This is a genomic window from Microbispora sp. ZYX-F-249, from assembly GCF_039649665.1.
GTDB lineage: Bacteria > Actinomycetota > Actinomycetes > Streptosporangiales > Streptosporangiaceae > Microbispora > Microbispora maris.
The window spans coordinates 98,827-124,276 of sequence record NZ_JBDJAW010000016.1; the positions used below are offsets into that span (position 1 = coordinate 98,827).

Genomic DNA, 25,450 nt, shown 5'->3' on the forward strand with positions numbered 1-25,450 from the left:
AGCGCGACGAGGGAAGCGCCCATCGCGCGCCTCCGGCACGACCCCACGGGCTGTGAGCGCCCCGAGCGCCGCGCCGCAGGCGCGGCGGACGTGCACGGGGGAGCGCGGCCTTACTTGTGGACGACCGGCTTCTTCGCCGTGCCGGGGAACACCTGGACCAGGAGCTCCACCGCGCCGTCCGGGGCGTCGATCACCTGGGTCACGAGCTCGCGGCCGCGCAGGTGGACCCGGACCCGGTACGACCCCGGGCCGCGCGTGGTGAGCCCCTTCAGCCTCGTTCCGTCGCCGTCCACCAGCTCCAGGGAACCGGTCGGGCTCTCGTAGCCCACCTCGACCACCTCCTCCCAGCCCCTGGTCTCCAGCGGCGGGCGCCGCGTGTAGGACTCGACGGTCACACACGCGTGGCCGGCCTCGTCGGCCGCCCAGATGGCCAGCGTGCCCCGGCCGCTTCCCACCAGCTCCTCGACCAGGTCCGGGGGGTCGCCCTCGTAGCCCTCCTCCCAGCCGTCGATGGTCCAGAACTCCGTCCACAGCGTGGCCCGGCGCTGTCGTACCGGCCGGATCTTCGGCCGGTGCCGGGGATGCGCCGCGCAGGCCCGCTCCTTCTGCGCGACGTACGCGTCCTCTTCCGCCTGCTGACGGCCGGCCTCCGCCTGCTGCGCGCGGGTCACGGCCGGGCACAGGCCCGCGAGCATGTTCGCCAGGGACGCCTGGGGCGCCTCCTGGACCGCCCGAGCGTGGATGTCTCCTCCGTGCCGGGTCGCCAGCGCGCACAGGTGGCGCCCCTGGGCCAGGACGTCCTGGTCGGAGACCTCGTCCCACCCCTCCACACCGGATTCGTACGGGCGGTCGTAGCCGCGGACCGCGCAGAGGAAGCGTTTGTCCGTCTCGCTCAACCCTTTGACCGTGCCGTCGCCGAATCCGGCGCAGTCGAGCTCCCGCTTGGTGCTCACCCTGCCGGGCGAGGCCGACGCCGCGGGGACGAGGACGACCGCGGTCACCACCAGAACGGCGGCGGTCGTACGGGCGAGCGGGCCGCGCCGCACGTACGGGCGCCGGGGAGCGCGTACGGCGAGCAGGACGAGGATCGGCGGAAGGAAGTCGTAGAGCCTCCACGCGAACTGCCGGGACAGCAGCTCGGGCGGCCCCCAGATCTCCGTGCACGCGGGGCCGAGCGCCGCATCCAGCGCGGGGAGCAGGAAGTCGGGGAGGTTGAGGACGAGCAGGACGAGGGCCACCCAACGGCCGATGATTCCGCCCAGTCCGGCTCGCCCGCTTCGCAGGCTCAGACACCAGCCCGCGAAACCGAGGACGATCAGCGGTGCACCGCCGTACGAGAAGAGGGGAAGGGCCTTGATGAGATATGCCCAGGGGGAAATCTGGTCGTAGATGTCCCACCCGAGGCAGGAGCCCGAGGACATCGTCACGTAGCTCCGGCTGCCGTCGTCGCCGGACAGGAGCGACACGACCCGGGAATAGAGGGCGGGAGCCACCGCGGTCAGCGCCGCCGCCGCCCAGAGCACCCGTGATCGTTTCGGCACGAGAGCGAAGCCTACGCGGCACGTGCGACAGACGACCCGCAGTCCGGCGATGGGCGGGCACGCGAAAGCCCCGGCCCCCCGAGGACCGGGGCTTTCGCGCCCCCCGTCGCCGCCGCGTCAGCCGGCGAGGGCGTCCGCGTCGCGCGTACCGGTGACGAGGTACACGACGTCGCGCGCGACGCGTACGGCGTGGTCGGCGTACCGCTCGTAGTAGCGGCCCGCCAGCGTGATGTCGATGGCGGCCTCGATGCCGTGCTCCCAGTCCTTGGAGAGCAGGACGCGGAACAGCCGCCGGTGGCGGCGGTCCATCGCGTCGTCGTCCTCCTCCAGCTCCTTGGCGAGGTCGATGTCGCGGGAGGCGATGCAGCTGCCCGCCTTGGTGATCAGGTTCTCGGCGATGGCGCCCATCTCGACGAACGTGTCGCGCAGCTCGGCGGGGATGGCGGACTCGGGGTGACGCATCCGGGCGAGCTTGGCGATGTGCTCGGCGAGGTCGCCCATGCGCTCCAGGTCGGCGGCCATCCGCAGCGCGGTGATGACGGTACGCAGGTCGACCGCCACCGGCTGCTGCGTGGCCATCAGCTCGAAGATCGAGGCCTCGAGCTCCTGGTGCAGCCGGTCGACCTCGTTGTCCTGGGAGATGACGCTCTCCGCCAGCTGCAGGTCGGCGTCGAGCAGGGCGGTCGTCCCCCTCGACATGGCCGAGCGCACCAGGCGGGTCATCTCCACCAGGCGGTCGGTCAGGGCCGCAAGATCTTCGTGATAGGCGTCGCGCATGGCCGCCACGCTACGCGCGGGCCGATGAACGAATTCCGACCGCCGGATGAACTTTTCCGGAAACAGGGAGTCCGGCCAGGTCGGGCAGGTGGACCAACCGGAAATGCCGCCTAGGCTGCTGAATGTGAACGAGTTGCTGGCGAGCTTGGCGGCGATGGGCGGATTCGTCGCCGGCTCTTTCGTCATGCTCGCGATCCGGCGGCAGACGGACAAGCCGCGCGTCCAGGAGCCGGTGGACGACGGCCTGCCTCCGGGGGTGGCGTCGGTGCTCGCCGTGCTGCCCTCCTCGGCGGTCGTGCTCGACCGCGAGGACCGGGTCCTGCGCGCCAGTTCGGCCGCCCGCGCCTTCGGCCTCGTACGCGGGGAGTCCCTCATGGCCGCCGAACTGCTCGCGCTGGCCAGGAAGGTCCGCAGGGACGGCGAGATCCGCGAGAGCGAGATAGAGACGGCTGGCCGCAAGTTCGGGCAGGAGTCCACGTCGTTCGCGGTGCGGGTGGCCCCGCTGGGCTCGCACGGGCAGGTGCTCGTGCTCGCCGAGGACCAGACCGAGCGGCAGCGTGTCGAAGCGGTGCGCAGGGACTTCGTCGCGAACGTCAGCCACGAGCTCAAGACGCCGGTCGGCGCGCTGAGCCTGCTCGCCGAGACCGTGCAGGACGCGGCCGACGACCCCGAGGCCGTGAAGCGGTTCGCCGGCCGCATGCAGCACGAGGCGGCCCGCCTGACCTACCTGGTGCAGGACCTGATCACGCTGTCGCGGATCCAGGGCGGCGAGCCCATACCCGCGCCCGAACAGGTGCCCGTGGACGAGACCGTCCACGAGGCCATCGACCGGTGCAACACGAAGGCCTCGGCCAAGGACATCACGCTCGTCGCGGGCGGCACCGAGGGCCTCAAGGTCTGGGGCGACGAGGAACTGCTCGTCACCGCGCTGCGCAACCTCATCGACAACGCCGTCGCCTACAGCCCCGAGCACACCCGCGTCGTCATCAGCGCCAGGCCGGCCGGGAACGCCGTCGAGGTGAGCGTGAGCGACCAGGGCATCGGCATCCCGGAGAGCGCGCAGGAGCGCATCTTCGAGCGGTTCTTCCGTGTGGACGCCGCCCGGTCGCGGGCCACCGGCGGCACCGGCCTCGGCCTCGCGATAGTCAAGCACGTGGCGGTCGCGCACGGCGGCGAGGTCACGGTGTGGAGCAAGGAAGGCTCCGGCTCGACCTTCACTCTTCGCCTTCCCGCGTTCGGCGGTCAGGCGGTCCCCGTACCAAGCACGACCATCCCCCAGGAGGCCGCTAAGTGACTCGGGTACTCGTCGTCGAGGACGAGGAGTCGTTCTCGGACGCCTTGTCGTACATGCTCAGGAAAGAGGGGTACGAGGTCGCGGTCGCGACCAGCGGCCCCGAGGCCCTGGACGCGTTCGACCGCAACGGCGCCGACCTCGTCCTGCTCGACCTGATGCTCCCGGGCCTGCCCGGAACGGAGGTGTGCCGCTCGCTGCGGCAGCGTTCCAAGGTGCCCGTGATCATGCTGACCGCGAAGGACAGCGAGATCGACAAGGTCGTCGGCCTTGAGCTGGGCGCGGACGACTACGTGACCAAGCCGTTCTCGTCCCGCGAGCTGGTGGCGCGCATCCGCGCGGTGCTGCGCAGGCAGGGCGACGTGGAAGAGGTGGAGTCGGCCGTCCTGACCGGGGGACCGGTGCGCATGGACGTCGACCGGCACATCGTGGCCGTGCGCGGCCGGCAGGTGCAGCTCCCGCTGAAGGAGTTCGAGCTGCTCGAGGTGCTGCTGCGCAACGCCGGCCGGGTGCTGACCCGAGGGCAGCTCATCGACCGGGTCTGGGGCGCCGACTACGTGGGCGACACCAAGACGCTGGACGTGCACGTGAAGCGGCTGCGGGCCAAGGTCGAGGCCGACCCGTCCAACCCCCGCTGCATCCTCACCGTGCGCGGCCTGGGCTACAAGTTCGACCCCGCCGACGAGTGAGTCCCGTACGGGCCCTCTTCACGTCTCAGGAGCCCCTGTCCGTCCGGGACAGGGGCTCCTGTGCGTCTTGAGGGACCGCTACTCGGCGCCCGGGGCGGGCGACTCGGTGGACTCCGGGAGCGCGGTGTCCGACGGCGCCGGGCTGCCCGTGGCGAGGGGCGAGGCGGTGGGTGCCGCCGTGGGCGCGGCCGTCGGCGCGGGCGGCAGCGTCGCGAACTCGCGGCTGCGGGCGACGACCGGCACGTCGAGCGCGACGTCGCCTGCGTTCTTGAACTGGAGCGTGAGCTTGATGCTCTCCCCGCCGCGCAGCGCCGTCTTCAGACCCTCGACCGTGACCCCGGGGGTCTTGGCGAGCGTGCCCGGCTGGAGGTCGATCGGGCTCTGCACCTTGACCGAGGTCGCCTTCTGCTCCTCGGGGACGATGCTGGTGAGCTGGTCGGCGGTCCCCGTGCTGTTCAGGAGAGTCAGGTAGAGCGGCGCCGACCCCCCGGCGGCGAGCTGCTGGCCGGAGTCCGGCCCCAGGATGAACGCCTGCGGGATCATGACGCCGTTCTTGCCGTAGGCCTTGCCGGCGCCGTCGCCGTCATAGAGGACGCCTGCCTCGTTCGGGGCGTACGGCACGTTGGTGTTGGCGTCGAAACCGGCGCCACACGCGGCCAGTGCAGGGATGGCGGCGGCGAGGAGCGCGGCAATGGCGATCGCCCTGCGACGGCTGCTGCTGGTCACGGTTCGAGGTCTCCTTGGTACGCACGTGTATGGGCAGCAATCACCTTATCCGCGCCGGTCACCGGTCCGGCGTCGGCTCCCGGTCCATACGTCGCAGCAGTGCAGGTCATCCGGTATGTCCTATATGCCGATTCACAGAGTGGATGGCTTGTCAAGCCCCAAAACGAGGCTTTGACCTGCAGTTATGTTTCTTTCACTGTTCCGGGAGGCGGTAACCGCGTGGTACCCTGGAGTACAGCGGAAGGGGTACTCGTCACATGACTTTCCAGGTCGGCGACACTGTCGTCTACCCCCACCATGGGGCTGCTCGGATCGAGGCCATCACGACCCGAACCATCAAGGGTGAGGAAAAGACCTACCTGGTGCTGAAGGTCGACAAGGGCGACCTGACCGTACAGGTACCAGCGGAAAATGCCGAGCTCGTCGGTGTGCGCGACGTCGTCGGCCAGGAAGGACTCGAGCGGGTGTTCGACGTCCTGCGCATGCCGCACACGGAGGAGCCCACCAACTGGTCCCGCCGCTACAAGGCCAACCTTGAGAAGCTGGCGTCGGGGGACGTCAACAAGGTGGCCGAGGTGGTGCGCGACCTGTGGCGGCGCGACAAGGAGCGCGGCCTGTCCGCCGGTGAGAAGCGCATGCTCGCCAAGGCCCGCCAGATCCTCGTCAGCGAGCTCGCGCTCGCGGAGAAGACCAACGAGGACAAGGCGGAGGCCCTGCTCGACGAGGTGCTGAACTCCTGAACATCACATCGCCAAGGGTGGGCATCGGGGTCGATGTCCACCCTTTCGCGTCCGGTAGGGAGCTCCACCTCGCCGGACTGTTCTGGCCGGGCGAGACCGGGCTGGCCGGGCATTCCGACGGTGACGCGGCGGCGCACGCCTGCTGCGACGCGCTGCTGTCGGCCGCCGGCCTCGGAGACGTGGGGGCGCTCTTCGGCACCTCCGACCCGCGCTGGGCGGGCGCCGCGGGCGTGACCCTCCTGGAGGAGGCTGCCCGCCAGGTGCGGGCGGCCGGATTCGAGATCGGCAACCTGGCCGTCCAGATCATCGGGAACCGCCCGAAGGTCGCGCCCCGCCGTGCGGAGGCGGAGAAGGCCCTCGGAGCCGCCGCAGGGGCGCCGGTGAGCGTCAGCGCGACCACGACCGACGGCCTCGGGCTCACGGGGCGCGGCGAGGGCGTGGCGGCCATCGCGACCGCTCTGATACTCCCGGCGTGAATGTCCCGTTCCAAGCGGACATGCCAACCTGAATGAGACCAGGAGCGTCTCACTAACACGTGGGCGGCGGCTCGAACCAAGGCGCGGAATCGAGCCGCCGCCCTCTTTTTTCTTTCTTGGGACGCATATTTCCCTTCCATGGGGTATCCCACAGTCCGAGGATGAAAGGGTCACCCTCATCGGGAGGTCGATATGACAATCGAGTCCATTCTCGGCGCCATCGTCATCGGTGCGGTCATCGGCGCTCTGGGCCGCCTGTTCCTGCCGGGCCGGCAGCCGATCGGCTGGCTGCTCACGATCGTCGTCGGTATCGTCGCGGCGCTCATCGGTACGGCGATCGCCCAGGTCATGGGTGTGGCCACGACGGATGGCATCGACTGGATCGAACTGGTCATGCAGGTCGTACTGGCCGTCGTGGGTGTCGGCATCGTCGCCGGCCTCAAGCGAGGGACGCGAGTGTAAGGCACCCGCTCGGTAGGGCGGCCCCCGCCCTCACCCCGTAGCGCGCGCAGGCCCGTCCGGCTCCCCAGCCGGGCGGGCCTTCGCGCTGTACGGGGCCCGGCTCCGGCGGACCCGTCCCCTCGGACGACCATGTATCCACCGCGGCTCCCTGCTTGCGGCCCCCGGCTCCTGCCCATGGCGCGAGCGGCGAGGGCGCACTCGCGGACGCCGCCTGCGATCGCGTGGGGGATACCCCGAAGGACCGCACGTCCAGCGGACGGAACTTCGGGTGTCTGTCAGTCGGTGTGTGCGGGGCCGTTCAGCCGGGCGGGCGTGGCGTGCTGCGCATCCGGCCGGAGGGAGGCGCGAGCGGAACGCCGCCGTCAGCGGCTTCCTCCGCGGCGTCCGGTTCGCCGCACTCCGCGGTCTGCGGCTCGCGTTTCCCGCTCACCTCGTCCGGGTCGGCGCTGTCCTGGGCATGGGCGGGATCGGGCACGTCCCGGATCTGGCGGAGCGGCTGGGTGTCGACGCCCGACTCGTCCTCGGGCCGATCCGGCTCGCTGCCGGCGGGCTTTTCCGGCTGCGGCCGGGGGTGCACGAGGACGTCGCCGGTGTGCGGCCGTACGAGGTCGCCCCAGCGCACCGGGCGGTTGCGGCGGGGCTGCGGCGCCGGGCGGTCATCCGTTCCGGCGACCGTTCCGGTGTCCGGCATGGGTGCGGCGGGCGTCTCGGCGGGCTCCGCGTCGCGAGCGCGCTCGTCTGCCGCCGTCTCGTCTGCCGCCGTCTCGGCCGTCGGTTCGGCCACGGTCTCGGCGTCTGCCTCCGGCTCGGGCCGCGGGGCCTGCTCGGTCACGGGCGGGGTGCCGGGCGCCGCCGTCGGAGGTACGACCGGCAGGGCCTCGGCCTCGTCCGGCGCCTGGTCCGTCGTCTCCCGTTCGGCCGCGGGGGCGGTCTCGCCGGTCACCTCGTGCGGCGGCCGTACGCCGTCCTCGTCGGGGCCGGGGGCCGTGGTCTCGTCCTCGGCCTGCGGAGGGGTGACGGGCAACGGCGGGGCGTACTCGGGAGGCGCGACGGTCTCCGAAACCGGGCTGACCGGCAGCGGGGGGACGTAGTCGGGAGGCGCCACGGCCTCGGGGACCGGCTGCAGGGGCGCCGCCGCGTGCTCCTGCGTGAGGGTGTGCTCCTGGGCGACGGCGTGCTCCTGGACGACGGCGTGCCCCTGGGCGACGGCGTGCTCGGGGGCCGGCCGCTCCCGCACGGCCACCGGATAGGGGGCGGTGGCGGCGGCACGGGGCTCCCGCTCGCCGTCGAAGGGCACCAGGTCGTCGTCGGTGTCGTCGTCGGTGTCGCCGTCCAGGTCGATCCGGTTGGTGCGCACGTGCTTCAGCAGGAGCAGCAGCAGCCACAACCCGACGGCGAGCATCACCCAGGGCAGCAGCGCGACGACGAGAGCGGTGACGTCGGGATCGAAGGAGGCGCCGACTGCGGTCGCGGCGTTCGCGGCGGCGGCCGACACCAGGAGCAGGATCAGGACGAATCCCGCCTGCAGCCGGACCAGGAACCGCGCGGCCCGCAGCAACGGCACGCTGACCAGGGCGACGACCAGCAGGACGTCGAACGCCGCGGGATATAGGTAGGCGAGCCGGGGCTCGGCCCGCCCGGAGACGGCCAGAGCCCGCAGGTCGTCGAAGGACAGCGCGCAGGCCACCCCGGCGAGCACCGCGAGAGCGGCGCCCGCGAGGCCGATGGCCAGACGCCGCAGCATCAGCGGGATTCCGGAGGGGGTGGTTCGGGACGGGCGGGAGGCCGTGCCTGCCGCGCCGGGGGGAGTCACGTCCATGGCGTTTCGAGCCTACAGAATCGGAGTGACGATTGATCGCACCTGCGTGATCACCCGTTTCGTGTCGGGATCGGGGGACTGGGGTGGACTCCTCCGGCCCGGCATCGCCGGGCGTGCGGGCCTCGCGGGGGCCCCGCCCGGAACGCGCCGTGGCATCCGTGTGACACACTCGGCGTCTCCCGCCGGGCGCCCCGGGGCTGCGGCGTGCGGTCCGGTGACGGTGCGTGTCGGCCAGGACCCGTGCCGGACGTGCGACGGTCACACCGACGGCCGTACGGGATCGTTACGGATTTTGTTTCCGGTTATATCGGGACTTATGTGCAAGAAGTTTCCATGATCGCCCACACCATGCCGTTCACAGGCGCCCAAGTAGCCCTGTGCCATGCCGTCAGGCGTTAGCCTTGCCTTCGTGAGCCTGCACCTCTACGACACCAGCACGCGTACGGTCCGTGAATTCGTACCGGTCGAGCCCGGCCGGGTCTCGATGTATCTGTGTGGTGCGACCGTTCAGGCTCCGCCGCACATCGGGCACATCAGGTCCGGAGTCAACTTCGACGTTCTCCGCCGATGGCTGCTGCGGCAGGGCTACGACGTGACCTTCTGCCGCAACGTCACGGACCTCGACGACAAGATCATCAGGGTGGCCGCCGAGGAAGGCGTGCCCTGGTTCGTCGTGTCCGAGCGCAACCAGCGCGCCTTCACCTGGGCGTACGACCAGCTCGGCTGCCTGCCGCCGACCGTCGAGCCCCGTGCCATGGGACATGTGCCCGAGATGGTCGAGCTGATGCGGCGGCTGATCGACAAGGGGCACGCGTACGCGTCGGGCGGCGACGTCTACTTCGACGTGGTCTCCTACGCCGACCGGTACGGCAAGCTCTCCAACCAGAAGCTGGAGAACATGCGGGCGGCCGCGGACACCGACACCGACTCGCTCAAGCGCGACCCGCGCGACTTCGCGCTGTGGAAGGGCGCCAAGCCCGGCGAGCCCACGTGGCCGACGCCGTGGGGCAAGGGCCGTCCGGGCTGGCACCTGGAGTGCTCGGCCATGGCGACCAAGTACCTCGGCGGCACCTTCGACATCCACGGCGGCGGCGTCGACCTGATCTTCCCGCACCATGAGAACGAGATCGCCCAGTCGCAGGCGGCGGGCGACGGCTTCGCGCGCTACTGGCTGCACAACGGCATGCTCAAGCTCGGCGGCGAGAAGATGAGCAAGTCGCTCGGCAACTCGCTGCTGATCCCCGACATGCTCCGCAAGGTGCGCGCGGTCGAGCTCCGCTACTACCTGGTCGCGGCGCACTACCGTTCGGCGATCGACTACTCCGACGAGGCGCTCCAGGAGGCGGCGGCCGGATACCGCCGGATCGAGGGGTTCGTCACACGGGCCGCCGAGGTGATCCACGACGTGGACGCGGCCGCGCCGCTGCCCCAGGCGTTCGTGGACGCCATGGACGACGACCTGAACGTCTCGCAGGCGCTCGCCGTGATCCACGAGGTCGTCCGCGAGGGCAACGTCGCGCTGGCCCAGGGCAACAAGGAGCAGGTCGCCCGGCTGCTCGCCGAGACGCAGAACATGCTCGACGTGCTCGGACTCGATCCCCGGTCGGAGCAGTGGCGGTCGACCGGCGACTCGGGGCTGCGGGAGGTCGTGGACGCGCTGGTGGCCGTGGCGCTGGAGCAGCGGCAGGCCGCGCGTGCCCGCAAGGACTACGCGGCGGCCGACGCGATCCGCGACCAGCTCGCGGCGGCCGGAATCGTGGTCGAGGACACCCCGCAGGGCCCGCGGTGGGAGCTGGCACAGTAGGCGTGGCTCTACGCTAGAGACCATGGCGGGAAGGGCTTCAGGGAAGCCGTCGAAGAAGCAGGGGCCGACCAAGGGCACGGGCGGCAAGGTCAGGCGCTCCCTGGAAGGCAAGGGAGCGACGCCGCCCGCGCACATGCGGCACTGGTACAAGGACAAGGCGCGCGCCGAGCGGATCGAGCGCGAGTCGCGGGGCGGTGGGAGTTCGGCCTCCCGCGCGCCGAGCCGTACGCGCCGGGAGGACGCCCCCGAGGTCATCGGCGGCCGCAACCCCGTGGTCGAGGCGCTGCGTGCCGGCGTCCCCGCCAGCGCCCTGTACGTGGCGCAGCGGGTCGACAACGACGACCGGGTCCGCGAGGCCATCAAGATCGCGGCTGACCGTGGCATCGCGCTGCTCGAGGTCAGCCGGGACAAGCTCGACCGGCTGACCGAGAGCACGGTCCACCAGGGCATCGGCCTGCAGATCCCGGCGTACGACTACGCGCACCCGGAGCAGCTCGTCGAGCGGGCCAGGGACGCGGCCGAGGTGCCGCTGATCGTCGCCCTGGACGGCGTGACCGACCCGCGCAACCTCGGCGCCATCGCGCGCTCGGCGACCGCCTTCGGCGCGCACGGGCTGCTCGTGCCGTCCCGCCGCTCGGCGGGCGTCACCGCCGGCGCCTGGAAGACCTCGGCCGGCACCCTCGCGACCCTCCCCGTCGCCCGCGCGTCGAACCTCACGCAGACCCTTCAGGCGTACCGGGAGGAGGGCCTGTTCGTAGTCGGCCTCGACGGCTCCGCCACGGTCGACATCGCGGACGTCGAGCTCGCGACCGAGCCGCTCGTCGTGGTCGTCGGTTCGGAGGGCAAGGGCCTGTCCCGCCTGGTCAGGGAGGCGTGTGACCAGATCGCGCGCATCCCCATGAACGCCGCCGCCGAGTCGCTGAACGCCGGTGTGGCCGCGGGGATCGCCCTCTACGAGGTCGCCCGCCATCGCCGCCGGTGATTTCACCGTGACGGTAGGGCCCTCGGCCCATTAAACTTGTCTGGGTAGCAGGCCGCCTTAGCTCAATCGGCAGAGCATCTGTCTTGTAAACAGAAGGTCTGGGGTTCGATTCCCCAAGGCGGCTCTTGTACGACAGGCCCCTGATCAGCGCTCTCGCGGTCAGGGGCCTTGTGCTTTCGCGGCTCATCCGGTCTCTTCCGCGTCGTTGGGAGCCACCCTGGGAGCCACCCGCTTCCGTTGCCCCAGCAGAGCGCCGGAAATGGATTCCGTCGCCGCCCGCCGGTCGCCTTCCATAAGGTGGCCGTAGAAGTCTTTGGTGATCGCGACGCTGGCGTGCCCGAGGACTTCGGAGACCACGTGCAACGGGGTCCCCTGGGCGAGCATGATCGAGGCCCCGGAGTGGCGGAGCTCGTGCGGGTGCCAGTGACCCGGGCCTGCGCTCTTGGTCAGGCGCGAGAAGACGTGAGAGAAGTTGTCCGGATCGGACGGACGCCCCGACGAGGTAGGGAAGATCAGGCCGTGTTCCAGCCATGCGTCGCCGGCCTTCAACCGTGCGGCGTTGTGCTTGGCCCGGTGCGCCTTGAGCGCGTCGACCAGTTCGGAGGTCAGCGCCAGCGTCCGGCGTGACTTCGGAGTCGTGACCTCGCTGATCACGATCTTCGTCCTGGTCTCGGCGTTCGCGTCCCGGTTCTTGAGCCGCTTCACGGCATCGACGATCCAGGGTTCGTTCCTCACCCTGGCTCACGGGGGAGCGTGGCTGGTGACAGAGCCGGAGCCATCGAGGGCCATGCATCGACGGGTCTTCCGTCAGGCTTGATAAAGATTGATGCGGTTCCCGCTTGGATCTGCCACGCATGAGGAACGCGGCTTCCACGGCTTATCCGCTGGTGGGCAGACCTCGATGGCCCCGGCATCAACAGCTCGGCGGTGCGCGGCGTCCACGTCATCCACGAGCAGACCGAATTGGGACACTCCGGTTGGACCATCGTGCTTGCCATGCTCGTTGAGTTCGTGTGCGACAGTCAGCAGGAAGAAGTCCTCACTCGGCCAGGCACCGAACTGAAACGATGAGATTTCCTCATTGAACACGGCGTCAAACGCAGCCCGATAGAACGAGATCGACCCGGCGAGGTCTGCGACGTTGATGGTCACCTGGACGATGCGGGGGGTCTTCAGATCAGGCATAGCCACTCCATGTTCGATGTAGTGATTCACAATGTGGACCATGCGGGAAAGAACCTGGACACGATCCACCAGTCGCTCTCGATGTGAATGCAGCACGGTGCGCAGTGCCTCACCGTCTTGGTCGTCCATCACGACGCGTACGGCGTCGATTGGCACATCGACGCGCCGCAGCGCACAGATCAGCCTGGCTTGCCGGACCTGCTCAGGGCGGTAGCGACGATAACCAGTGACCGGATCGACAACCGCCGGCCGCAGCAAGCCGAGTTCGTCGTAGTGCCGTAAAGCATGGATCGACAGGCCGCTGACCAAGGCGAAAACACCGATGCTCAAGAGATCGTCGCTGCTCACCCAGACAGCATCCAGTCTCGGGCTACCCGAGAGTCAAGCGGGCATGGCTCCAACGCGGCTGTGCCATCAGCGTGCCATCAGGCGCGGTTGACCAGGGTCAGTCACGATCACTGGCGGACTGCCTGTCGCCCACGTGGAAGCCGTAGCCCTCGGTGATCAGACCGATTCGCAAGCAGGGAATTCCGGAGCTGTCTGGGGAGCCACTTGGGAGCCACCCGGATGGACGATCACGAACTGCTGTGCTGGAGACGATGCTCTCGATGGTGCTCAGCCAGAGGGCGCGGTCTGTTGCCTGGAAGTAATGGCCGCAGCCGAGACATTGCCAGCCCTCTTCGGTGGCGTCCTCCCACACGACACATCCGCCGAGCATCAGGCCTTGCCCCTCCGCCCGGCCCGCTGACGCTTTGCGGTGGGGCGACGGCGTACGAGGTGATCAGGGACGGGTGCTCTTGTTGCCGGCTCAAAGGTGACGGCTCACAGAAGCACTACCAGGTATTTCAGTCACGATCGAACCAGAGATCAATAATGTGTCCCATGCGAGGCCGAATCGGGAGAAGTCGCAAGGCGGGCGTTGCGAGGCTGCGCCACCATGCGGACTTGGTCGCACCATTCCAGGGTGCGGAACTGGTGAGTGCGGCGACGGGTCCCGAGGGAGAGCTAGTCGTCGTGTGGGCGTCGCGGGAGAACGCCGATGCGCTGACCGCACGTACTGTCGAATCGGATGGGGTCTCTTTTCCCGATTCACGTACGGCCGCGTCCGTCTCGGTGCATGTCGCAACGTACAGTCCCCACCTGGTGACGATGGTGCCCATCGTCGGGCGGTCACTCGCGCACAGCCATGTCCAGCCGCTGCCGGACGGGGGTGTGCTCCTGGTGGGCGCGCGGTGCCGTTGGCGTAACGGGGCTGCCGAGTCCAACGCCGCCGTCTACGATGCCGACGGGGAGCTCCAGCGAGAGGGTGTGCTGGGAGACGGAATCGCCGACGTGCAGACGACGCCTTCCGGCGAGATATGGGTGAGCTACTTCGACGAAGGCGTGTACGGCAACTTCGGATGGGGAGAGGCGGACAGCCCTGAACCTATCGGCTCCCCCGGACTGATCCGCTTTCGATCTGACCTGGAGATCGCGTGGCGTTATCCGTATGACGGCGACTTCGGCGCGATCTCGGACTGCTACGCCTTGAATGTGGCGGGGGAGGATGCCTGGGCCTACTACTACACCGACTTCCCCATCGTGCGGATCCGAGCGGCCGCGGTCACCGGCTGGTCCACGGAGGTGCGCGGCGCTCATGCGCTTGTAGTCGCCGATGACCGAGTCGTTCTCGTCGGCGGCTATGGCGAGGACCGGCGTCGGCTGGTCGCCGGGAGCATTCAAGGAGAGGCCTTTTCGGTGGATCGTCCCGCACGGCTGGTGATGCCCAACGGGCGTCCGGTGCCCAGGACGGCGACTGTGCTGGGCCGAGGCAGTGAGCTTCATGTCGTCGTGGGGCAGAGCTGGCTGAAGCTGGGTTTGGAAGATCTCGCTACACGATGAGCGACCGGTCGAACCGGCTTGGCAACGGCCCGGTGGGCTGTTCCCGAGTCTCGGAAACCGCAGGATGCGCATCGTGACCCAAGGGCGAACGCCCAGCGGGTCTTGGGCGCCACCGGGTTAGGTTGGTCGGGTGGCGACCTATGAGGATCTACCGGCGGAGTTGGTGACCGAGCGGCTGCGGTTGCGGCGGTGGGCACCGTCGGATGCCGGGGAGTACCGCGGGTTATGGCTGGAGCGGGATCCACGAGTGCCGCCGGCACGGCGCATCGACGCCGAGGGACGCCCGACGACCGAAGACCTGCGCCGCCGGCTCCTCGACAATCCGTTGATGGCGCATCAGGGGCTCGGGTTGCTGCCGATCGAGCTGCGAGACACCGGTGAGTTCATCGGGTACTGCGGACTGACTGTCGGCCAGGCGTCTTTCGACGAACCCGAGATCGCGTACGAGCTGGCGCAACGGTTCCACGGCCATGGTTACGCGACAGAAGCCGCCCGTACGGTCCTCGAAGCCGCCAGGCGAACAGGACGCCGACGTCTCTGGGCGACCGTACGGGAGTGGAACGCACCCTCGTTCCGCGTCCTCGAGAAGCTCGATTTCCACCGAAGCGATCGCATCACCGAGGACGCCGAACACGGCAACACGATCTGGATGACGCGCGTACTCGATTGAGGTCGGTCGAAGCCTCTCGCGAACCGGTGGGTGCACGTGCGCAGAGATCACTAAGGTCTCGCTGCAATCACTCGCGAGACACGCGGTGAACTCCGCGACCGGAATGCCGACCTTCCCTGCGAGCTGTACGAGCTGCTCATTGGGGAAACCGCCCTTCCTGTTGGATTGGTGGGGGTGCTTCCCACCCGAACCGGGCTTCGAGACGTACACGGATCAGAACGGGCATCGGGTCGAGGTCATCCCCGCGATCATGCGGCAGGTAGGACAGGCAGCCGACCCTATGCGCGTCATCGCGGCGCACGACACGCAGGCGCGTGGGCTGATTCGCGAGCTGCTCCGCGGCCTCGACCGAGGATGGACCGTCGAGGAGGAGAAGGCGCTGAGGTCAGAGCCCCTCAACTGTCGGGAGGGCTCTCGCGGAAGGGCCCGCGACAGCGGCGGCCTTTCGGCGATGCCGAGCGCCGTCGGTTGCGGCCTTTTGACTGCTCACACGGGAGGCGCCCGGCGATCACGCGGGGGACGGCCGCCGGGCGCCTTCCCGTCTAGCAGCAGGACTTGCTCGCGCTCGCCGTCTCTTCCGCCTCGTCGTCCGTGGTGCAGCAGACGGAGTCGTTCTGCTTGGTGAGGGTGTCGGCGTCCGCCTTCACCACGTACACCTCCCAGGGCTCGCCGCCGGGGCCGTGCACCCACACCTTGTCCTGCAGCGCGTAGCAGCAGGTGGTGTCGTTCTCCTCGAAGGTCGCGAGGCCGGCCTCCTTCAGGCGTTCGGTCGCGGCGGTGACCTGGGCGCTGTCGTCGACCTCGACGCCGAGGTGATCCATCCGGGTCGGCTCGCCCTCCTCGCCCTCGAGGAGGACGAGCTTGAGCGGGGGCTCGGCGATGGCGAAGTTGGCGTAGCCGGGCCGCCGCTTGGCCGGCTCGACACCGAACAGCTTGGAGTAGAAGGCGATCGAACCTTCCAGGTCGGCGACGCGCAGGGCGAGCTGGACACGGGACATGGGCACTCCTTGGGCCGGAAGCGGCGGGGTGGCCGTGGCCGTACCCACTGCTTCGATGAACTTCTAATCAACGTGTAGCCGTAGTTTGTGTCCGTGTCTAGATCTGTGTCAAATTAGAAGCATGTCGAAGCAAGTGCTGCCGATCGTCGACGCGGCGTGCTGTGCACCGCTGGCGTGCGAGCCCCTGTCGGAGAGCGATGCCGCCGAACTGGCGCCGCTGTTCAAGGCGATCGCCGACCCGGTACGACTGCGTCTGCTGTCCCTGATCGCCTGTCATGAGGGCGGTGAGACCTGCGTGTGCGACCTGACGACGGCTTTCGACCTGACCCCGCCGACCATCAGCCACCATCTCAAGGTGCTCAAGCAGGCCGGGCTCATCGATTCCGAACGCCGGGGCACGTGGGTGTACTACTGGGTCGAGCCCGCCGTTCTGGCCCGTATGTCGGCCCTGCTCGGCCCGGCGGCACCCGCACTCGCCGGTACGGCGTGACCATGCGGCGGCTGCCGGCGTGACGGCAGCCCGCGCTCAACTGTCGAGGGCCAGCGTGGCGAGGTGGCGGGCGATACCGGCGGTGTCGGTGTCCTGCACGTTGCTGAGCACGACGACCTGGATGTCGTCATCGGGCAGGTACATGTTGCTCGCCGTGTAGCCCATGAAAAGACCCGGGTGGTACCTGAGCCGGTGCCCCTGGAGCCGGTCGACGAGCCAGCCGAAGGCGTACGCGGTCGACGGCAGGTCGAGGCAGCCGGTGGAGGGGCACGGCGCCTGTGGCGTGAACGCCTGCTTGACGGTGGCGGGTGGTGCGACCCGGTAGGAGCCGAACGCCCGGTCCCAGCGGGCGATGTCGTCGACGGTGGAGTAGATGCCGGTCGCGGCGAACAGCTCGGAGCCGTTGAGCACCGGGGCCGGTGAACCGAGCGTGAAGTAACCCTTCGCGTATCCCTCGGGCGGATATCCCCTGCTGTAACCGGTGTTCCGGAGGTTCAGCGGGCCGGTGATCAGCTCCTGCAGCACGGCGCCGTACGGCTTGTGCGTCACCGCCTGGATGATCGCGCCGGCCACGACGTAGCCGGAGTTGGTGTACTTCCAGCTGGTGCCGGGCTCGAAGTCCAGTGGCAGATTCACGAACTTCTGGATGAGTTGCCGGGTCGTGGTCGGCCGCGTGACATCGGCGAGGTAGCTGGGCAGTTTCTCGACGTTGGGAATGCCCGAGGTGTGTGTGAGCGACTCGCGGATCGTGATGGGCCGCCACGCTGCCGGGCAGGCCTTGATGTATGCCGGGACGAGATACGGGCAGACCCGGCTGTCCAGGCCGCGCCGTCTGAGTTTCCCCTGGTCGCGCAGTTTGAGCATGATCATCGAGGTGAACTGCTTGGTGATCGACATGACCCGGTAGACCGTGTCCGGCCGGTTGGGGATGTGCTTGTCCTCGTCGGCCTCGCCGGCGGCGAAGCGCGCCAGCACCTCTCCGCGCCGCATCACCAGCACCGAGCCGGTGAACTTGTCGTCCGCGGCCAGATCCCGCAGGTACTCCTGCATCTTCGCGCCGGGGGAGTCATCCGGCGTCGCCGAGGACGAATCCGCGTTCTGCGCGGGCCGGCTTGTGATGTCCGACAGGTTGTCCTGATTATTGTAGGAATTCGCGACCGCGTCCGTCTTCTGCCAGTTGTACGGCAGAGCCCGCGAATCCGTGTCGCCTTTCTGTACCGGCGTGACGGCGAGCGTGACGTCGCGGAGCAGGTTCTGGCGCTGCCGCTCGCGCTCCGACTGCCGCTGCTTGTCTCGGTGACGCTTATGGGCTGCCGGGTGGTCGCCGTCCGGGCTGGTCGGCGCGGCACCGGTGGCGGATTCGGCGATGGCGGGAGTGCCCAAGGGTACGGCTGCGCCGGTGAGGGCGGAGAACATCGCAACGAACCCGACAACATTACGACACTTGGCCATCTTCTCCCCATTGAACGTATAGTTGTCCAGCATTCCGGCGTTTCCCGGGAACGCCATGCGGGCCATTCTTCTTGTGCGTGCTTTCCGTTCGGCAGAGCCACAAGCGGTGTCGACTTCTTTTTCCTTCCTGCAGAGGTAAGGGGTACCTTGACGGGTGGACTCCGGTTCGTGCAGGGCGAGCGCCGACGTCCGGCGGCTTAAGGGGGATCGACATGCCCGACGGGTGGCAGTGGGACAGGACCCTGTTCCAGGGATGCGCGGCCTTCTACGAGCGCGGCAGGCTTCCGTACGCTCCGGGCTTCGCGGAAAAACTGGCCGCGGTCCTCGGCTTGGACGGCAGGGGACGGCTCCTCGACGTCGGGTGCGGACCGGGCACCGTGATCCTCGCCCTCGCGGGGTTCTTCACCGAGGTGGTCGGCATCGACCCGGACGAGGACATGCTGGCCGAGGCGGGGCGGCAGGCCGAGCGTCGCGGGGTGACCAACGCGCGCTGGGTGGCTGCCCGCGCCGAGGACCTGCCGGCCGGTCTGGGGACGTTCCGGGCCGTTCTGTTCGCTCAGTCCTTCCACTGGACGGATCGGGATCGCGTCGCCGCGACAGTGCTGGACATGCTGGAGCCGGGAGGCGCGTTCGTCCACATGAGCGATCTGAAGAAGCCGCCCGCCGAACCGGCGCCACTGCCGCTGCCCGCTCCTCCGTACGCGCGGATCGGCGACCTGGTGCGCGCATACCTCGGCCCGGTACGCCGAGCGGGGCAGGGAACGCTCGCCGACGGCACGCCGGACCGGGAGGACCTCGTCCTGGCGCGGGCGGGGTTCGAGAACGTCGAACGACACGTCGTGCCGGCCGGGCACGTGGTCGACCGCACCGCGGACGACGTCGTCGCGTGGGTGTTCTCCCGATCCGACTCCGCCCCGCACCTGTTCGGCGACAGGGTGAGGGACTTCGAGCAAGACCTGCGCGCGATGCTGCGGCAGGCGTCACCCGGCGACCGCTTCGCCGAGCGCCTTCCCGCGACCGAGATCATGATCTGGCGCAAGCCGCACGGTGAGCGGTGACGGCGACGTCACAAGGGGCCGATCCCGGTCAGACGACGTCCGCCGGTCTCCGGACGAGGAGAAAGCCGCGCTGGAGCTTCTCGTGCTCGTCGGGCTCGCGCAGCAGGCGGGCGTCCTCGGCGAAGCCGGCCCGGCCCAGCGACTCGGCGACGTGCTCCAGGGACCGCCAGTAGCAGTCGAGCGAGATCGACTGACCGAACGCCTCCGTGCGACGTTCGTGGGCGTCGCCGACCTGGAACACGAGCAGCGCACGGCCGCCCGGCACCAGGACCCGGTGAAACTCGGCGAACACCTGCGGCAGGTGCTCTCGCGGGATGTGGATGATCGAATACATGGCCAGGATGCCGCCGAGGGTCCGGTCCGGCAGGTCCAGCGCCGTCATGGATCCCTCGTCGAACCGCAGCCCGGGATGCTGCCGCCGCGCCAGCGCGACCATCTGGGACGACAGATCGATCCCGAACGCGGACAGCCCCAGGTCACGCAGACGCGCCGTCACGTGCCCGGTGCCGCAGCCGATGTCGGCGACCGGCTCGGCGGACGGCACCAGCTCCGCGAACGCCCCGAGCATCGCTCGTTCGACGGGCTTGGCCGCCAGCTCGTCGTGGAAGCGTCCCGCGTAGGCCGCGGCCACGGCGTCGTACGACGCTCGCGTGGAGAGCAGGAAGCCCGGCTCGGTCACGACAGGTCACCTCATCCACTCGCTGCCAGGTAGCCGCCGCGCTCCGGGTGGTGGACCGGCGCCGACGACCTCAACCGATGCCACCGCCGGTCCCGGCGTCGGGTGGCGGCAGACCAGGCGCGGGGCGCGTGAGACCGCGCTGCGCGGAACCCCGGCGAATCGGAAAGCCGCCGGGGCGGGGCGCTCAGTGGTCGCGCCGGCGCCGGACCTTGCCGGCCACTCCGCCGAACAACGCCAGGCCCTTGATCACGATGACCGGTGCGGACGGGTCGACGGTCGGGCTGTTGGCCACGTCGAAGCCGCCGAAGATGCCGACGCCCTTGCAGCGCACCTCGGCCCCCTCGGGCAGGATGAGCTCGGCCCCGCCGAAGACCGCGTTGATCGTGATCTCGACCTCCTTCGCCTCGAACTCGGCTTCCGTCAGGTCGAACCGTACGCCGCCGAAGACGGCCAGCGCCTTGGTCTGGCGCCGCACCCGCCAGCGGCCCCTGCGGTCGGCGCCGCCGAAGATGGCGATGACGTTGTCCGGATCGGTGTTCGCGCCCGGTGCGTAGGACACCGGGCTCGCGGCCGGACGCTGCCGCTCGACCTGCAGGTCCTGGGTGAGGACGTCGAGCTCCCCGACCGTCTTGGCCTGGTAGAGGGTGTCGAGGCGCTCGGAGTACTCCTCGTGGCTCAGCTGACCGGTGCTCAGGGCTTCACCGAGTAAGGCGGCGACCTGCTCCCTGTTGCTGTCGGAAGCGCGCAGGTGAGACGTCGGGGAGTCGCGGCGCTGAGGGGCGTTTTCCATGTTGGTCACGATAGTTCTCATTCGACCCGACAGGGAGCGTCCCTCTCGGAAACGGGAGCGTCAACGACCGGTTCGCCTTCGGCCGCCCGCCGTTTGACGGGTTCCGTCGTCGGCAGGCCCAGGCGGGCGCCACTCAGGTCCAGTAGTGAACGCCGGTGATTCCGCCGATTACCGGGCCGGGCAGGGCGGGTGACACTGTGCCTCCCCGACATTCGTCCCACGGAGGTAACCCGTGCGCGTACCCGTCCGGTCCCCCCGGCGGCGGATCACCGCCGCGGCGCTGGGGGCGGCGCTCGCCGCCGTCCTCCTCGGCGCCCCACCGGCCGCCCAGGCCGCGGCGGCGAACCCTGTCGTCAGCGTCCCGGCCGCCGGCGACCACGGCTTCCCGTTCCTCGCCGCGGCGGAGGATCTCGGCTCGTTCGGTTTCACCGAAAGCGAGTACTTCATCGAGGGCACCGCCACCTCCTACGCCAAGTCCGGCGTCTGGACCTCGGACGGCCGGTGGAACGTCCGGGCCTCCGGCCGCGCCGCGTACAAGACCCGGCTCCTGGTCCGCCGGCCTGCCGACCCGGCGAGGTTCAACGGCACGGTCGTGGTCGAGTGGCTCAACGTGAGCGGCCAGATCGAACTGTCCCCGGACTACTGGTTCGAGCGCGACGAACTGCTGCGCAAGGGCTACGCGTGGGTCGGCGTCTCGGCGCAGGAGGTCGGCGTCAACGGCGGCCTCGGCGAGATACGCGGTCTCAAGGGCTGGGACCCGGCTCGGTACGGCAGCCTCGTCCACCCCGGTGACGCCTACGCGTACGACATCTTCTCCCAGGCCGGGCAGGCGCTGCGTACGCCGGACGGGCCGGACCCGCTCGGCGGCCTGCACGTCACGACGCTGCTCGCCGACGGCGAGTCGCAGTCGGCCGGCTTCATGACGACGTACGTCAACGCCGTCCAGCCGGTGTCGAAGGTGTACGACGGCTTCCTGATCCACAGCAACGGTGCGGTCGGCTCTCCGATCAGCGGCCAACTGCTCGACGTGTTGACGATGCCGAACCCGAGCAGGATCCGTACGGACCTGCCGGTGCCGACGTTCGTCGTGCTCACCGAGACCGACGTCCCGACGGCGTTCGCCGCCCGGCAACCGGACACCGACCGGATCGTGCACTGGGAACTGGCCGGTACGGCGCACGGCGACCAGTGGGCGTACGACCTCGGCGACCCGACGGTGCGGAAGTCGGCGGGCTCCGCCGCCCCGCGGGCCGACTGCGCCGCAGGGTCGGCTCCGTTCAACGACGGGCCCGGTCACTACTCCATGAACGCGGCGCTGCGTCACCTGGCCGCCTGGGCGCGGGGCGGGCCCCGGCCGCCGAGCGGGGCGGCACTGCACCCCGATCTGCGCGACCCGAGCACGGGCCTGGCCGTGGGCGGCATCCGGCTCCCCGACGTGGCGGTGCCGACGCGCACGCTCACGGGAGAGCGCGACACCAGCGGCAGCGGCGTCTTCTGCGGCCTCTACGGCGCCCGCGATCCGTGGAACGGCGACGCCGACTCGTGGGACCGGCACAACGCGGGCGATCCGTCCGACCCGTTCCTGCCGCGTACGGCCGAGCCGGTGCTCGACCGGCTCTACCCGACGCACGCCGGCTACGTGAGCAGGGTGCGGGCGGCCGCGCAGGCGTCGGTGAACGCCGGATATCTCCTGCCGGAGGACGCGACCGCGATCGTCACCGCCGCGGAGAACTCCGGCATCGGCGGCTGACCCGGCCATCGGGGTGTTCTCGACGGCAAAGGCCCCTTCCCGCGCCAGGGAAGGGGCCTTTCGCCGGGCGGATGCGCGCTTCCGCCGAGACCCCTTATGCGACGGCGGCGTGCGTCCAGAGGCCGTCGATCGCCTGCTCCGCCGCCGGGAGGCTCTTGCCGGCGAGCGGAATCAGCTCGGTCATCGAGGGTGCGACTGGCACGACATCGCCAAATCTGGAAGTACGTACTAATCTACGTTCTTACTATGAAGGACGTAGATAATTATCAGCCCGATTCTGACGGCTTCCTCTACGACCCTCGGGCCAGGGCGGCGATGGCGGGGTTCGCCGGCGACGACGGAGATCTGCGCGCCTTCGAGGCGAGCGCGGCGGTCCGGACCGCCTGTCACGCCGTCGAGCGCCTGCGTGCCCACGGATCAGAGGGCCGAGGGGTCAGCGCGGGGGCTCTCGACCTGCTGATCCGGCTCGCCGGGAGCGACCGGGGGATCAGCATCGGCGAGCTCGCCCGGGCCGCCGGGGTGAGCTCCCGCAACGTCACCGGACTGGTCGACACGCTGGAACGCGACGGGCTGGCCCGCCGGGTTCCCGACCCGGGGGACCGGCGTTCGGTCCTCGCCGAGATCACCCCGGCCGGCCGTGACTGGGTCGAGGCGTTTCGCAAGCCGTCGCAGCTGGCCATGAAGGCGCTGTTCCAGGGGTTCGCGCCCGAGGAGCTGGCCGTGCTCCGCGATCTGTGCCTGCGTCTGGCCGCCAACCAGCAGCGCCTCGCCGCCCACCTCCGTCAGATGGGATCTCCGTCATGACCATGTCCACCCGAGAACAGACACACCGCGCGGTTCGCGGGTATCACGAGGCCCGTTTCCGCGGGGACGTGCCCGCGGCCGCCGCACACCTGGGAGAGCCCTTCCGGTTCCAGAGTCCCTTCTTCAGCTCCACCGATCGGGAGGGGCATCTGGCGACGTTGCCCGGGTTCGTGTCGATCGTGACCGGGGTCGACCTCATCAGCGAGTTGTACGGCGACGCCGAGGCGACGCTGATATACGACGTGCACACCGCGACGCCCGCCGGCACCCAGCGCACCGCCGAGCACTTCCGCCTGGACGACGGCAAGATCGTCTCGATCACGCTGGTGTTCGACGCCTCGCCCTGGCAGCCGATGAGGGCCGAGATCGAGCCGCATCCCGCGAGCCCGGAACGGTAGGGCTTTGCGTGCCGGGCGACCGGCCGCGGTGAGACCCGCGGGGCCCCGGGCACGAGGACCCCGCGGGAGCGCGAGTCAGCCGTTGACCTCCAGGGCCACGCGTACGGCCGATTCCAGGGCGCCCTCGATCCAGGAGTGCTTGAGCGAGGTGTGCTCCCCGGCGAAGTGCAGCGGGCCCTCGGGGACGGCGATGGCGGGGTGGATCTCGGTCATCTGGCCGGGCGTGAAGACCGCCGCCTCGCCGAAGGCGTAGCGGTTGCGCATCCAGCTCTGGGTCTGGCCCCGGCCGGTGTAGAACTCCGCGACGCGGTCTCCGTGCACCTCCTGCAGCCCGCGCAGCGCGTAGCCGTACCGCTCCTCGTCGTCCATGGAGTCCCACCGGGTCGCGTCGTCGGCCCACGAGTAGCTGGCCAGCACGACGCCGCCCTCGCTGCCGGGCACGGGGTGGGAGGGGAAGTAGATGAACCTGTTGGCGTTGTCGCAGACCGAACCGCCGCCCGTCACGTGCGCCGCCCGCCCGGGCCGGTAGCGGGAGCCGAGCTCGCGCTTCCAGTCCTCCTCGGTGAACTCCCACCAGCGCCTGCGGAACTCCAGTAGCACCTTCGTGGCGGAGTCGTAGTGCAGCTCCATGATCGATCGGCGCTTGGAGTAGGACATGGCCGGCGCGATCTCGACGTGACGCAGCGCGGAGAACGGGACCGTGATGATCGCCACGTCGCCCTCGAACGTCTCCCGCGGAGACTGCCGCGTGAACTCCGACTCGGTGCTGCCCGCCTCGCTGACCGTCGAGATGCGGACGCCCCGCCGCGACGTCTCGATCCGCACGGCCCTGCGGTCCATCCGGATCTCCTCGCGCAGGCCCGGCTCCAGCGCGTACGGCAGCTCCCGGCTGCCGCCGGCCATCTCCCAGTAGGTCACGGCCGGGTTGACGAGGCTGCGGGTGAGGAACGTGTGCATGAACGACAGCGGCAGCCGGGAGGTGAGGTTCTCCAGCGTGCCGATGGCGTCGATCGCCTCGTCGCTCAGCTTCGCGTGCTCCTTGAGGTAGGCGTACATCGAGTAGCCGTCGAAGTCGTGCAGCAGCCGGGCCCAGCCGTCGATCAGATCCGGCAGCGGCTTGTCGACGCGCTTGTCGCCACTCCGCACCGAGTAGTAGTCCCTCGCCGGGTCGAGTGCCTCGTCGAGGATCTGGGCCGCGGTGCGGCCGTCCTTGAGGCCGAACGACGCGTTGATCCGGCGAGGGTCCTTGGCATACTCGTCCCGCGGCTGGGTGAGGCCGTTGACGTGGATGAGGGTGTGGTTCATCCGCGCGGGGGCGGTGAAGGTCCCCTTCGGCGGGCCGGAGCGCCACTCCCGCCCCTGGTAGGAGGTGTAGACGACCGGCGGCACCGGTCCGCTGGGCTTCGCGCCGGGCGTCACGTCGACGTTGTAGAAGGGCCTGCGCGTGATGCCGAGCTTGTCGATGAGCGCCAGCGTCAGCGGGTGGAAGTCGGGGATCCGCATCGCCCCCGCCTCGGCGTACTGCCGCCGGTCCGAGAACCCCGTCCGGAAGGTCTTGATCCGGCCGCCGATCCTGTTGCCGTTGGCCTCGATGACGGTGACGTGGTGCCCGGCCCGCTTCAGCAGCGTCGCGGCCACGAGGCCGGAGATGCCCGCCCCCACGATCAGCACCCTCTTGGGCGTACGGGTCCTGGGCAGGCCCTCGTCGATGAGCACCTTCAGGTAGCGGTGCTTGAGGTCGTTGCCGTCCCTGTCGACGAGCAGGTGGTCGCGCGCCACCCGAAGACAGGCCTGCCAGCGCTCTCCCGTGTACGGCGCGCGCGCCGCCGAGGCGGGGGCCGCGCCCAGGGCCGGACTCATGACCGATCCCACCGCGCCCAGCCCGGCCAGTTTGGCGAATCCCCGACGGTCGATTGTGACCACGAACTCCTCCTCCGCGAGACGGTTACGGAGGGTGAGTTTCGATGTCATGGTCATGAAGCGGCACG

General features: G+C 69.7%; 25 protein-coding genes and 1 tRNA gene. 15 read left to right on the top strand and 11 right to left on the bottom strand.

Annotated features, from left to right (window positions below):
* Positions 1-110: 110 nt before the first annotated feature.
* The gene (locus tag AAH991_RS20430) at positions 111-1,541 is read right to left on the bottom strand and encodes a hypothetical protein (RefSeq protein ID WP_346227457.1); all 1,431 of its coding nucleotides are present in this window, start codon (positions 1,539-1,541) and stop codon (positions 111-113) included.
* A 117-nt stretch (positions 1,542-1,658) separates the two neighbouring features.
* Positions 1,659-2,318 carry a phosphate signaling complex protein PhoU gene (gene phoU, locus AAH991_RS20435; RefSeq protein ID WP_346227458.1) on the bottom strand — a complete coding sequence of 220 codons (660 nt, stop codon included), beginning with the start codon at positions 2,316-2,318 and terminating at the stop codon, positions 1,659-1,661.
* Between the two features lie 103 nt (positions 2,319-2,421).
* On the opposite strand from phoU, the gene AAH991_RS20440 reads away from it, so the two are divergent.
* Together AAH991_RS20440 and AAH991_RS20445 are read left to right on the top strand one after the other, a co-directional pair.
* A complete protein-coding gene (locus AAH991_RS20440; protein ID WP_428834002.1) occupies positions 2,422-3,612 on the top strand; it encodes a sensor histidine kinase in 1,191 nt (396 codons plus the stop codon).
* Positions 3,609-4,298 (top strand): response regulator, encoded by a 690-nt coding sequence (locus AAH991_RS20445; protein WP_346227459.1) that lies wholly within the window; start codon positions 3,609-3,611, stop codon positions 4,296-4,298. Before AAH991_RS20440 ends, AAH991_RS20445 begins: the two co-directional genes overlap by 4 nt.
* Positions 4,299-4,376: 78 nt before the next feature.
* Here the strand turns inward: AAH991_RS20445 and AAH991_RS20450 are convergent, their stop codons facing one another.
* Positions 4,377-5,024, bottom strand: coding sequence for a copper chaperone PCu(A)C domain-containing protein (locus AAH991_RS20450; RefSeq protein ID WP_346227460.1), 648 nt, complete (start codon positions 5,022-5,024; stop codon positions 4,377-4,379).
* 257 nt (positions 5,025-5,281) lie between these two features.
* On the opposite strand from AAH991_RS20450, the gene AAH991_RS20455 reads away from it, so the two are divergent.
* The 3 genes from AAH991_RS20455 to AAH991_RS20465 all read left to right on the top strand — a co-directional run bounded on the left by AAH991_RS20455 (position 5,282) and on the right by AAH991_RS20465 (position 6,702).
* Entirely contained in the window at positions 5,282-5,764 is a 483-nt protein-coding gene (locus tag AAH991_RS20455; protein ID WP_030510364.1) for a CarD family transcriptional regulator, read from the top strand.
* 17 nt (positions 5,765-5,781) lie between these two features.
* Positions 5,782-6,240, top strand: coding sequence for a 2-C-methyl-D-erythritol 2,4-cyclodiphosphate synthase (gene ispF / locus AAH991_RS20460; protein WP_169987292.1), 459 nt, complete (start codon positions 5,782-5,784; stop codon positions 6,238-6,240).
* A 192-nt stretch (positions 6,241-6,432) separates the two neighbouring features.
* Positions 6,433-6,702: a GlsB/YeaQ/YmgE family stress response membrane protein gene (locus tag AAH991_RS20465; protein ID WP_346227461.1), complete on the top strand. Its 270-nt coding sequence runs from the start codon at positions 6,433-6,435 to the stop codon at positions 6,700-6,702.
* Between the two features lie 298 nt (positions 6,703-7,000).
* On the opposite strand, the gene AAH991_RS20470 is transcribed toward AAH991_RS20465, so the two are convergent.
* The gene (locus tag AAH991_RS20470) at positions 7,001-8,521 is read right to left on the bottom strand and encodes a DUF2637 domain-containing protein (RefSeq protein WP_346227462.1); all 1,521 of its coding nucleotides are present in this window, start codon (positions 8,519-8,521) and stop codon (positions 7,001-7,003) included.
* A gap of 409 nt (positions 8,522-8,930) precedes the next feature.
* Here AAH991_RS20470 and cysS point away from each other — a divergent pair, with 409 nt between their 5' ends.
* From cysS to AAH991_RS20485, 3 genes are all read left to right on the top strand, one after another.
* Positions 8,931-10,325: a cysteine--tRNA ligase gene (cysS, locus tag AAH991_RS20475; RefSeq protein ID WP_346227463.1), complete on the top strand. Its 1,395-nt coding sequence runs from the start codon at positions 8,931-8,933 to the stop codon at positions 10,323-10,325.
* A 22-nt stretch (positions 10,326-10,347) separates the two neighbouring features.
* Positions 10,348-11,307, top strand: coding sequence for a 23S rRNA (guanosine(2251)-2'-O)-methyltransferase RlmB (gene rlmB, locus AAH991_RS20480; RefSeq protein ID WP_346227464.1), 960 nt, complete (start codon positions 10,348-10,350; stop codon positions 11,305-11,307).
* A gap of 51 nt (positions 11,308-11,358) precedes the next feature.
* Positions 11,359-11,431, top strand: a tRNA-Thr gene (locus AAH991_RS20485).
* A 59-nt stretch (positions 11,432-11,490) separates the two neighbouring features.
* Here the strand turns inward: AAH991_RS20485 and AAH991_RS20490 are convergent.
* Both AAH991_RS20490 and AAH991_RS20495 read right to left on the bottom strand, forming a co-directional pair.
* Positions 11,491-12,012, bottom strand: a complete 522-nt coding sequence (locus tag AAH991_RS20490) for a tyrosine-type recombinase/integrase (protein WP_346227465.1) — start codon at positions 12,010-12,012, stop codon at positions 11,491-11,493.
* Between the two features lie 102 nt (positions 12,013-12,114).
* A complete protein-coding gene (locus tag AAH991_RS20495) occupies positions 12,115-12,840 on the bottom strand; it encodes a VOC family protein (RefSeq protein ID WP_346227466.1) in 726 nt (241 codons plus the stop codon).
* 597 nt (positions 12,841-13,437) lie between these two features.
* Here AAH991_RS20495 and AAH991_RS20500 point away from each other — a divergent pair.
* Together AAH991_RS20500 and AAH991_RS20505 are read left to right on the top strand one after the other, a co-directional pair.
* Entirely contained in the window at positions 13,438-14,373 is a 936-nt protein-coding gene (locus AAH991_RS20500) for a YxiH-YxzG fusion protein (protein ID WP_346227467.1), read from the top strand.
* 130 nt (positions 14,374-14,503) lie between these two features.
* Positions 14,504-15,043 (top strand): GNAT family N-acetyltransferase, encoded by a 540-nt coding sequence (locus AAH991_RS20505; RefSeq protein ID WP_346227468.1) that lies wholly within the window; start codon positions 14,504-14,506, stop codon positions 15,041-15,043.
* 542 nt (positions 15,044-15,585) lie between these two features.
* Here AAH991_RS20505 and AAH991_RS20510 read toward each other — a convergent pair.
* Positions 15,586-16,041 carry an ArsI/CadI family heavy metal resistance metalloenzyme gene (locus AAH991_RS20510; RefSeq protein ID WP_346227469.1) on the bottom strand — a complete coding sequence of 152 codons (456 nt, stop codon included), beginning with the start codon at positions 16,039-16,041 and terminating at the stop codon, positions 15,586-15,588.
* A 121-nt stretch (positions 16,042-16,162) separates the two neighbouring features.
* Here AAH991_RS20510 and AAH991_RS20515 point away from each other — a divergent pair, with 121 nt between their 5' ends.
* Positions 16,163-16,531, top strand: coding sequence for a metalloregulator ArsR/SmtB family transcription factor (locus AAH991_RS20515; protein WP_346227470.1), 369 nt, complete (start codon positions 16,163-16,165; stop codon positions 16,529-16,531).
* A 36-nt stretch (positions 16,532-16,567) separates the two neighbouring features.
* Here the strand turns inward: AAH991_RS20515 and AAH991_RS20520 are convergent, their stop codons facing one another.
* A complete protein-coding gene (locus AAH991_RS20520; RefSeq protein ID WP_346227471.1) occupies positions 16,568-18,049 on the bottom strand; it encodes a serine hydrolase domain-containing protein in 1,482 nt (493 codons plus the stop codon).
* A 146-nt stretch (positions 18,050-18,195) separates the two neighbouring features.
* Here AAH991_RS20520 and AAH991_RS20525 point away from each other — a divergent pair, with 146 nt between their 5' ends.
* A complete protein-coding gene (locus AAH991_RS20525; protein ID WP_346227472.1) occupies positions 18,196-19,041 on the top strand; it encodes a class I SAM-dependent methyltransferase in 846 nt (281 codons plus the stop codon).
* A 28-nt stretch (positions 19,042-19,069) separates the two neighbouring features.
* On the opposite strand, the gene AAH991_RS20530 is transcribed toward AAH991_RS20525, so the two are convergent.
* Both AAH991_RS20530 and AAH991_RS20535 read right to left on the bottom strand, forming a co-directional pair.
* Positions 19,070-19,720, bottom strand: a complete 651-nt coding sequence (locus AAH991_RS20530) for a class I SAM-dependent DNA methyltransferase (protein WP_346227473.1) — start codon at positions 19,718-19,720, stop codon at positions 19,070-19,072.
* Positions 19,721-19,904: 184 nt separating this feature from the next.
* Positions 19,905-20,510 carry a DUF1707 SHOCT-like domain-containing protein gene (locus tag AAH991_RS20535; RefSeq protein ID WP_346227474.1) on the bottom strand — a complete coding sequence of 202 codons (606 nt, stop codon included), beginning with the start codon at positions 20,508-20,510 and terminating at the stop codon, positions 19,905-19,907.
* A 232-nt stretch (positions 20,511-20,742) separates the two neighbouring features.
* Here AAH991_RS20535 and AAH991_RS20540 point away from each other — a divergent pair, with 232 nt between their 5' ends.
* From AAH991_RS20540 to AAH991_RS20550, 3 genes are all read left to right on the top strand, one after another.
* The gene (locus tag AAH991_RS20540) at positions 20,743-22,260 is read left to right on the top strand and encodes an alpha/beta hydrolase domain-containing protein (protein WP_346227475.1); all 1,518 of its coding nucleotides are present in this window, start codon (positions 20,743-20,745) and stop codon (positions 22,258-22,260) included.
* Between the two features lie 246 nt (positions 22,261-22,506).
* Positions 22,507-23,064 carry a MarR family winged helix-turn-helix transcriptional regulator gene (locus AAH991_RS20545; RefSeq protein WP_346227476.1) on the top strand — a complete coding sequence of 186 codons (558 nt, stop codon included), beginning with the start codon at positions 22,507-22,509 and terminating at the stop codon, positions 23,062-23,064.
* Positions 23,061-23,462 carry a nuclear transport factor 2-like protein gene (locus tag AAH991_RS20550; RefSeq protein ID WP_346227477.1) on the top strand — a complete coding sequence of 134 codons (402 nt, stop codon included), beginning with the start codon at positions 23,061-23,063 and terminating at the stop codon, positions 23,460-23,462. Before AAH991_RS20545 ends, AAH991_RS20550 begins: the two co-directional genes overlap by 4 nt.
* A gap of 75 nt (positions 23,463-23,537) precedes the next feature.
* Here the strand turns inward: AAH991_RS20550 and AAH991_RS20555 are convergent, their stop codons facing one another.
* Positions 23,538-25,385 (bottom strand): flavin monoamine oxidase family protein, encoded by a 1,848-nt coding sequence (locus tag AAH991_RS20555; RefSeq protein ID WP_346227478.1) that lies wholly within the window; start codon positions 25,383-25,385, stop codon positions 23,538-23,540.
* Positions 25,386-25,450 lie beyond the last annotated feature (65 nt).

Excerpts from the sequence above, each read along its gene's own strand:
- AAH991_RS20455 (WP_030510364.1), top strand. The coding sequence starts at position 5,282 with ATGACTTTCCAGGTCGGCGACACTGTCGTCTACCCCCACCATGGGGCT.
- AAH991_RS20535 (WP_346227474.1), bottom strand. The coding sequence starts at position 20,510 with ATGGAAAACGCCCCTCAGCGCCGCGACTCCCCGACGTCTCACCTGCGC.
- AAH991_RS20550 (WP_346227477.1), top strand. The coding sequence starts at position 23,061 with ATGACCATGTCCACCCGAGAACAGACACACCGCGCGGTTCGCGGGTAT.
- AAH991_RS20520 (WP_346227471.1), bottom strand. The coding sequence starts at position 18,049 with ATGGCCCGCATGGCGTTCCCGGGAAACGCCGGAATGCTGGACAACTAT.
- AAH991_RS20545 (WP_346227476.1), top strand. The coding sequence starts at position 22,507 with ATGAAGGACGTAGATAATTATCAGCCCGATTCTGACGGCTTCCTCTAC.
- rlmB (WP_346227464.1), top strand. The coding sequence starts at position 10,348 with ATGGCGGGAAGGGCTTCAGGGAAGCCGTCGAAGAAGCAGGGGCCGACC.
- AAH991_RS20515 (WP_346227470.1), top strand. The coding sequence starts at position 16,163 with ATGTCGAAGCAAGTGCTGCCGATCGTCGACGCGGCGTGCTGTGCACCG.
- AAH991_RS20510 (WP_346227469.1), bottom strand. The coding sequence starts at position 16,041 with ATGTCCCGTGTCCAGCTCGCCCTGCGCGTCGCCGACCTGGAAGGTTCG.
- AAH991_RS20440 (WP_428834002.1), top strand. The coding sequence starts at position 2,422 with ATGCCGCCTAGGCTGCTGAATGTGAACGAGTTGCTGGCGAGCTTGGCG.
- phoU (WP_346227458.1), bottom strand. The coding sequence starts at position 2,318 with ATGCGCGACGCCTATCACGAAGATCTTGCGGCCCTGACCGACCGCCTG.
- AAH991_RS20525 (WP_346227472.1), top strand. The coding sequence starts at position 18,196 with ATGCCCGACGGGTGGCAGTGGGACAGGACCCTGTTCCAGGGATGCGCG.
- AAH991_RS20470 (WP_346227462.1), bottom strand. The coding sequence starts at position 8,521 with ATGGACGTGACTCCCCCCGGCGCGGCAGGCACGGCCTCCCGCCCGTCC.
- AAH991_RS20465 (WP_346227461.1), top strand. The coding sequence starts at position 6,433 with ATGACAATCGAGTCCATTCTCGGCGCCATCGTCATCGGTGCGGTCATC.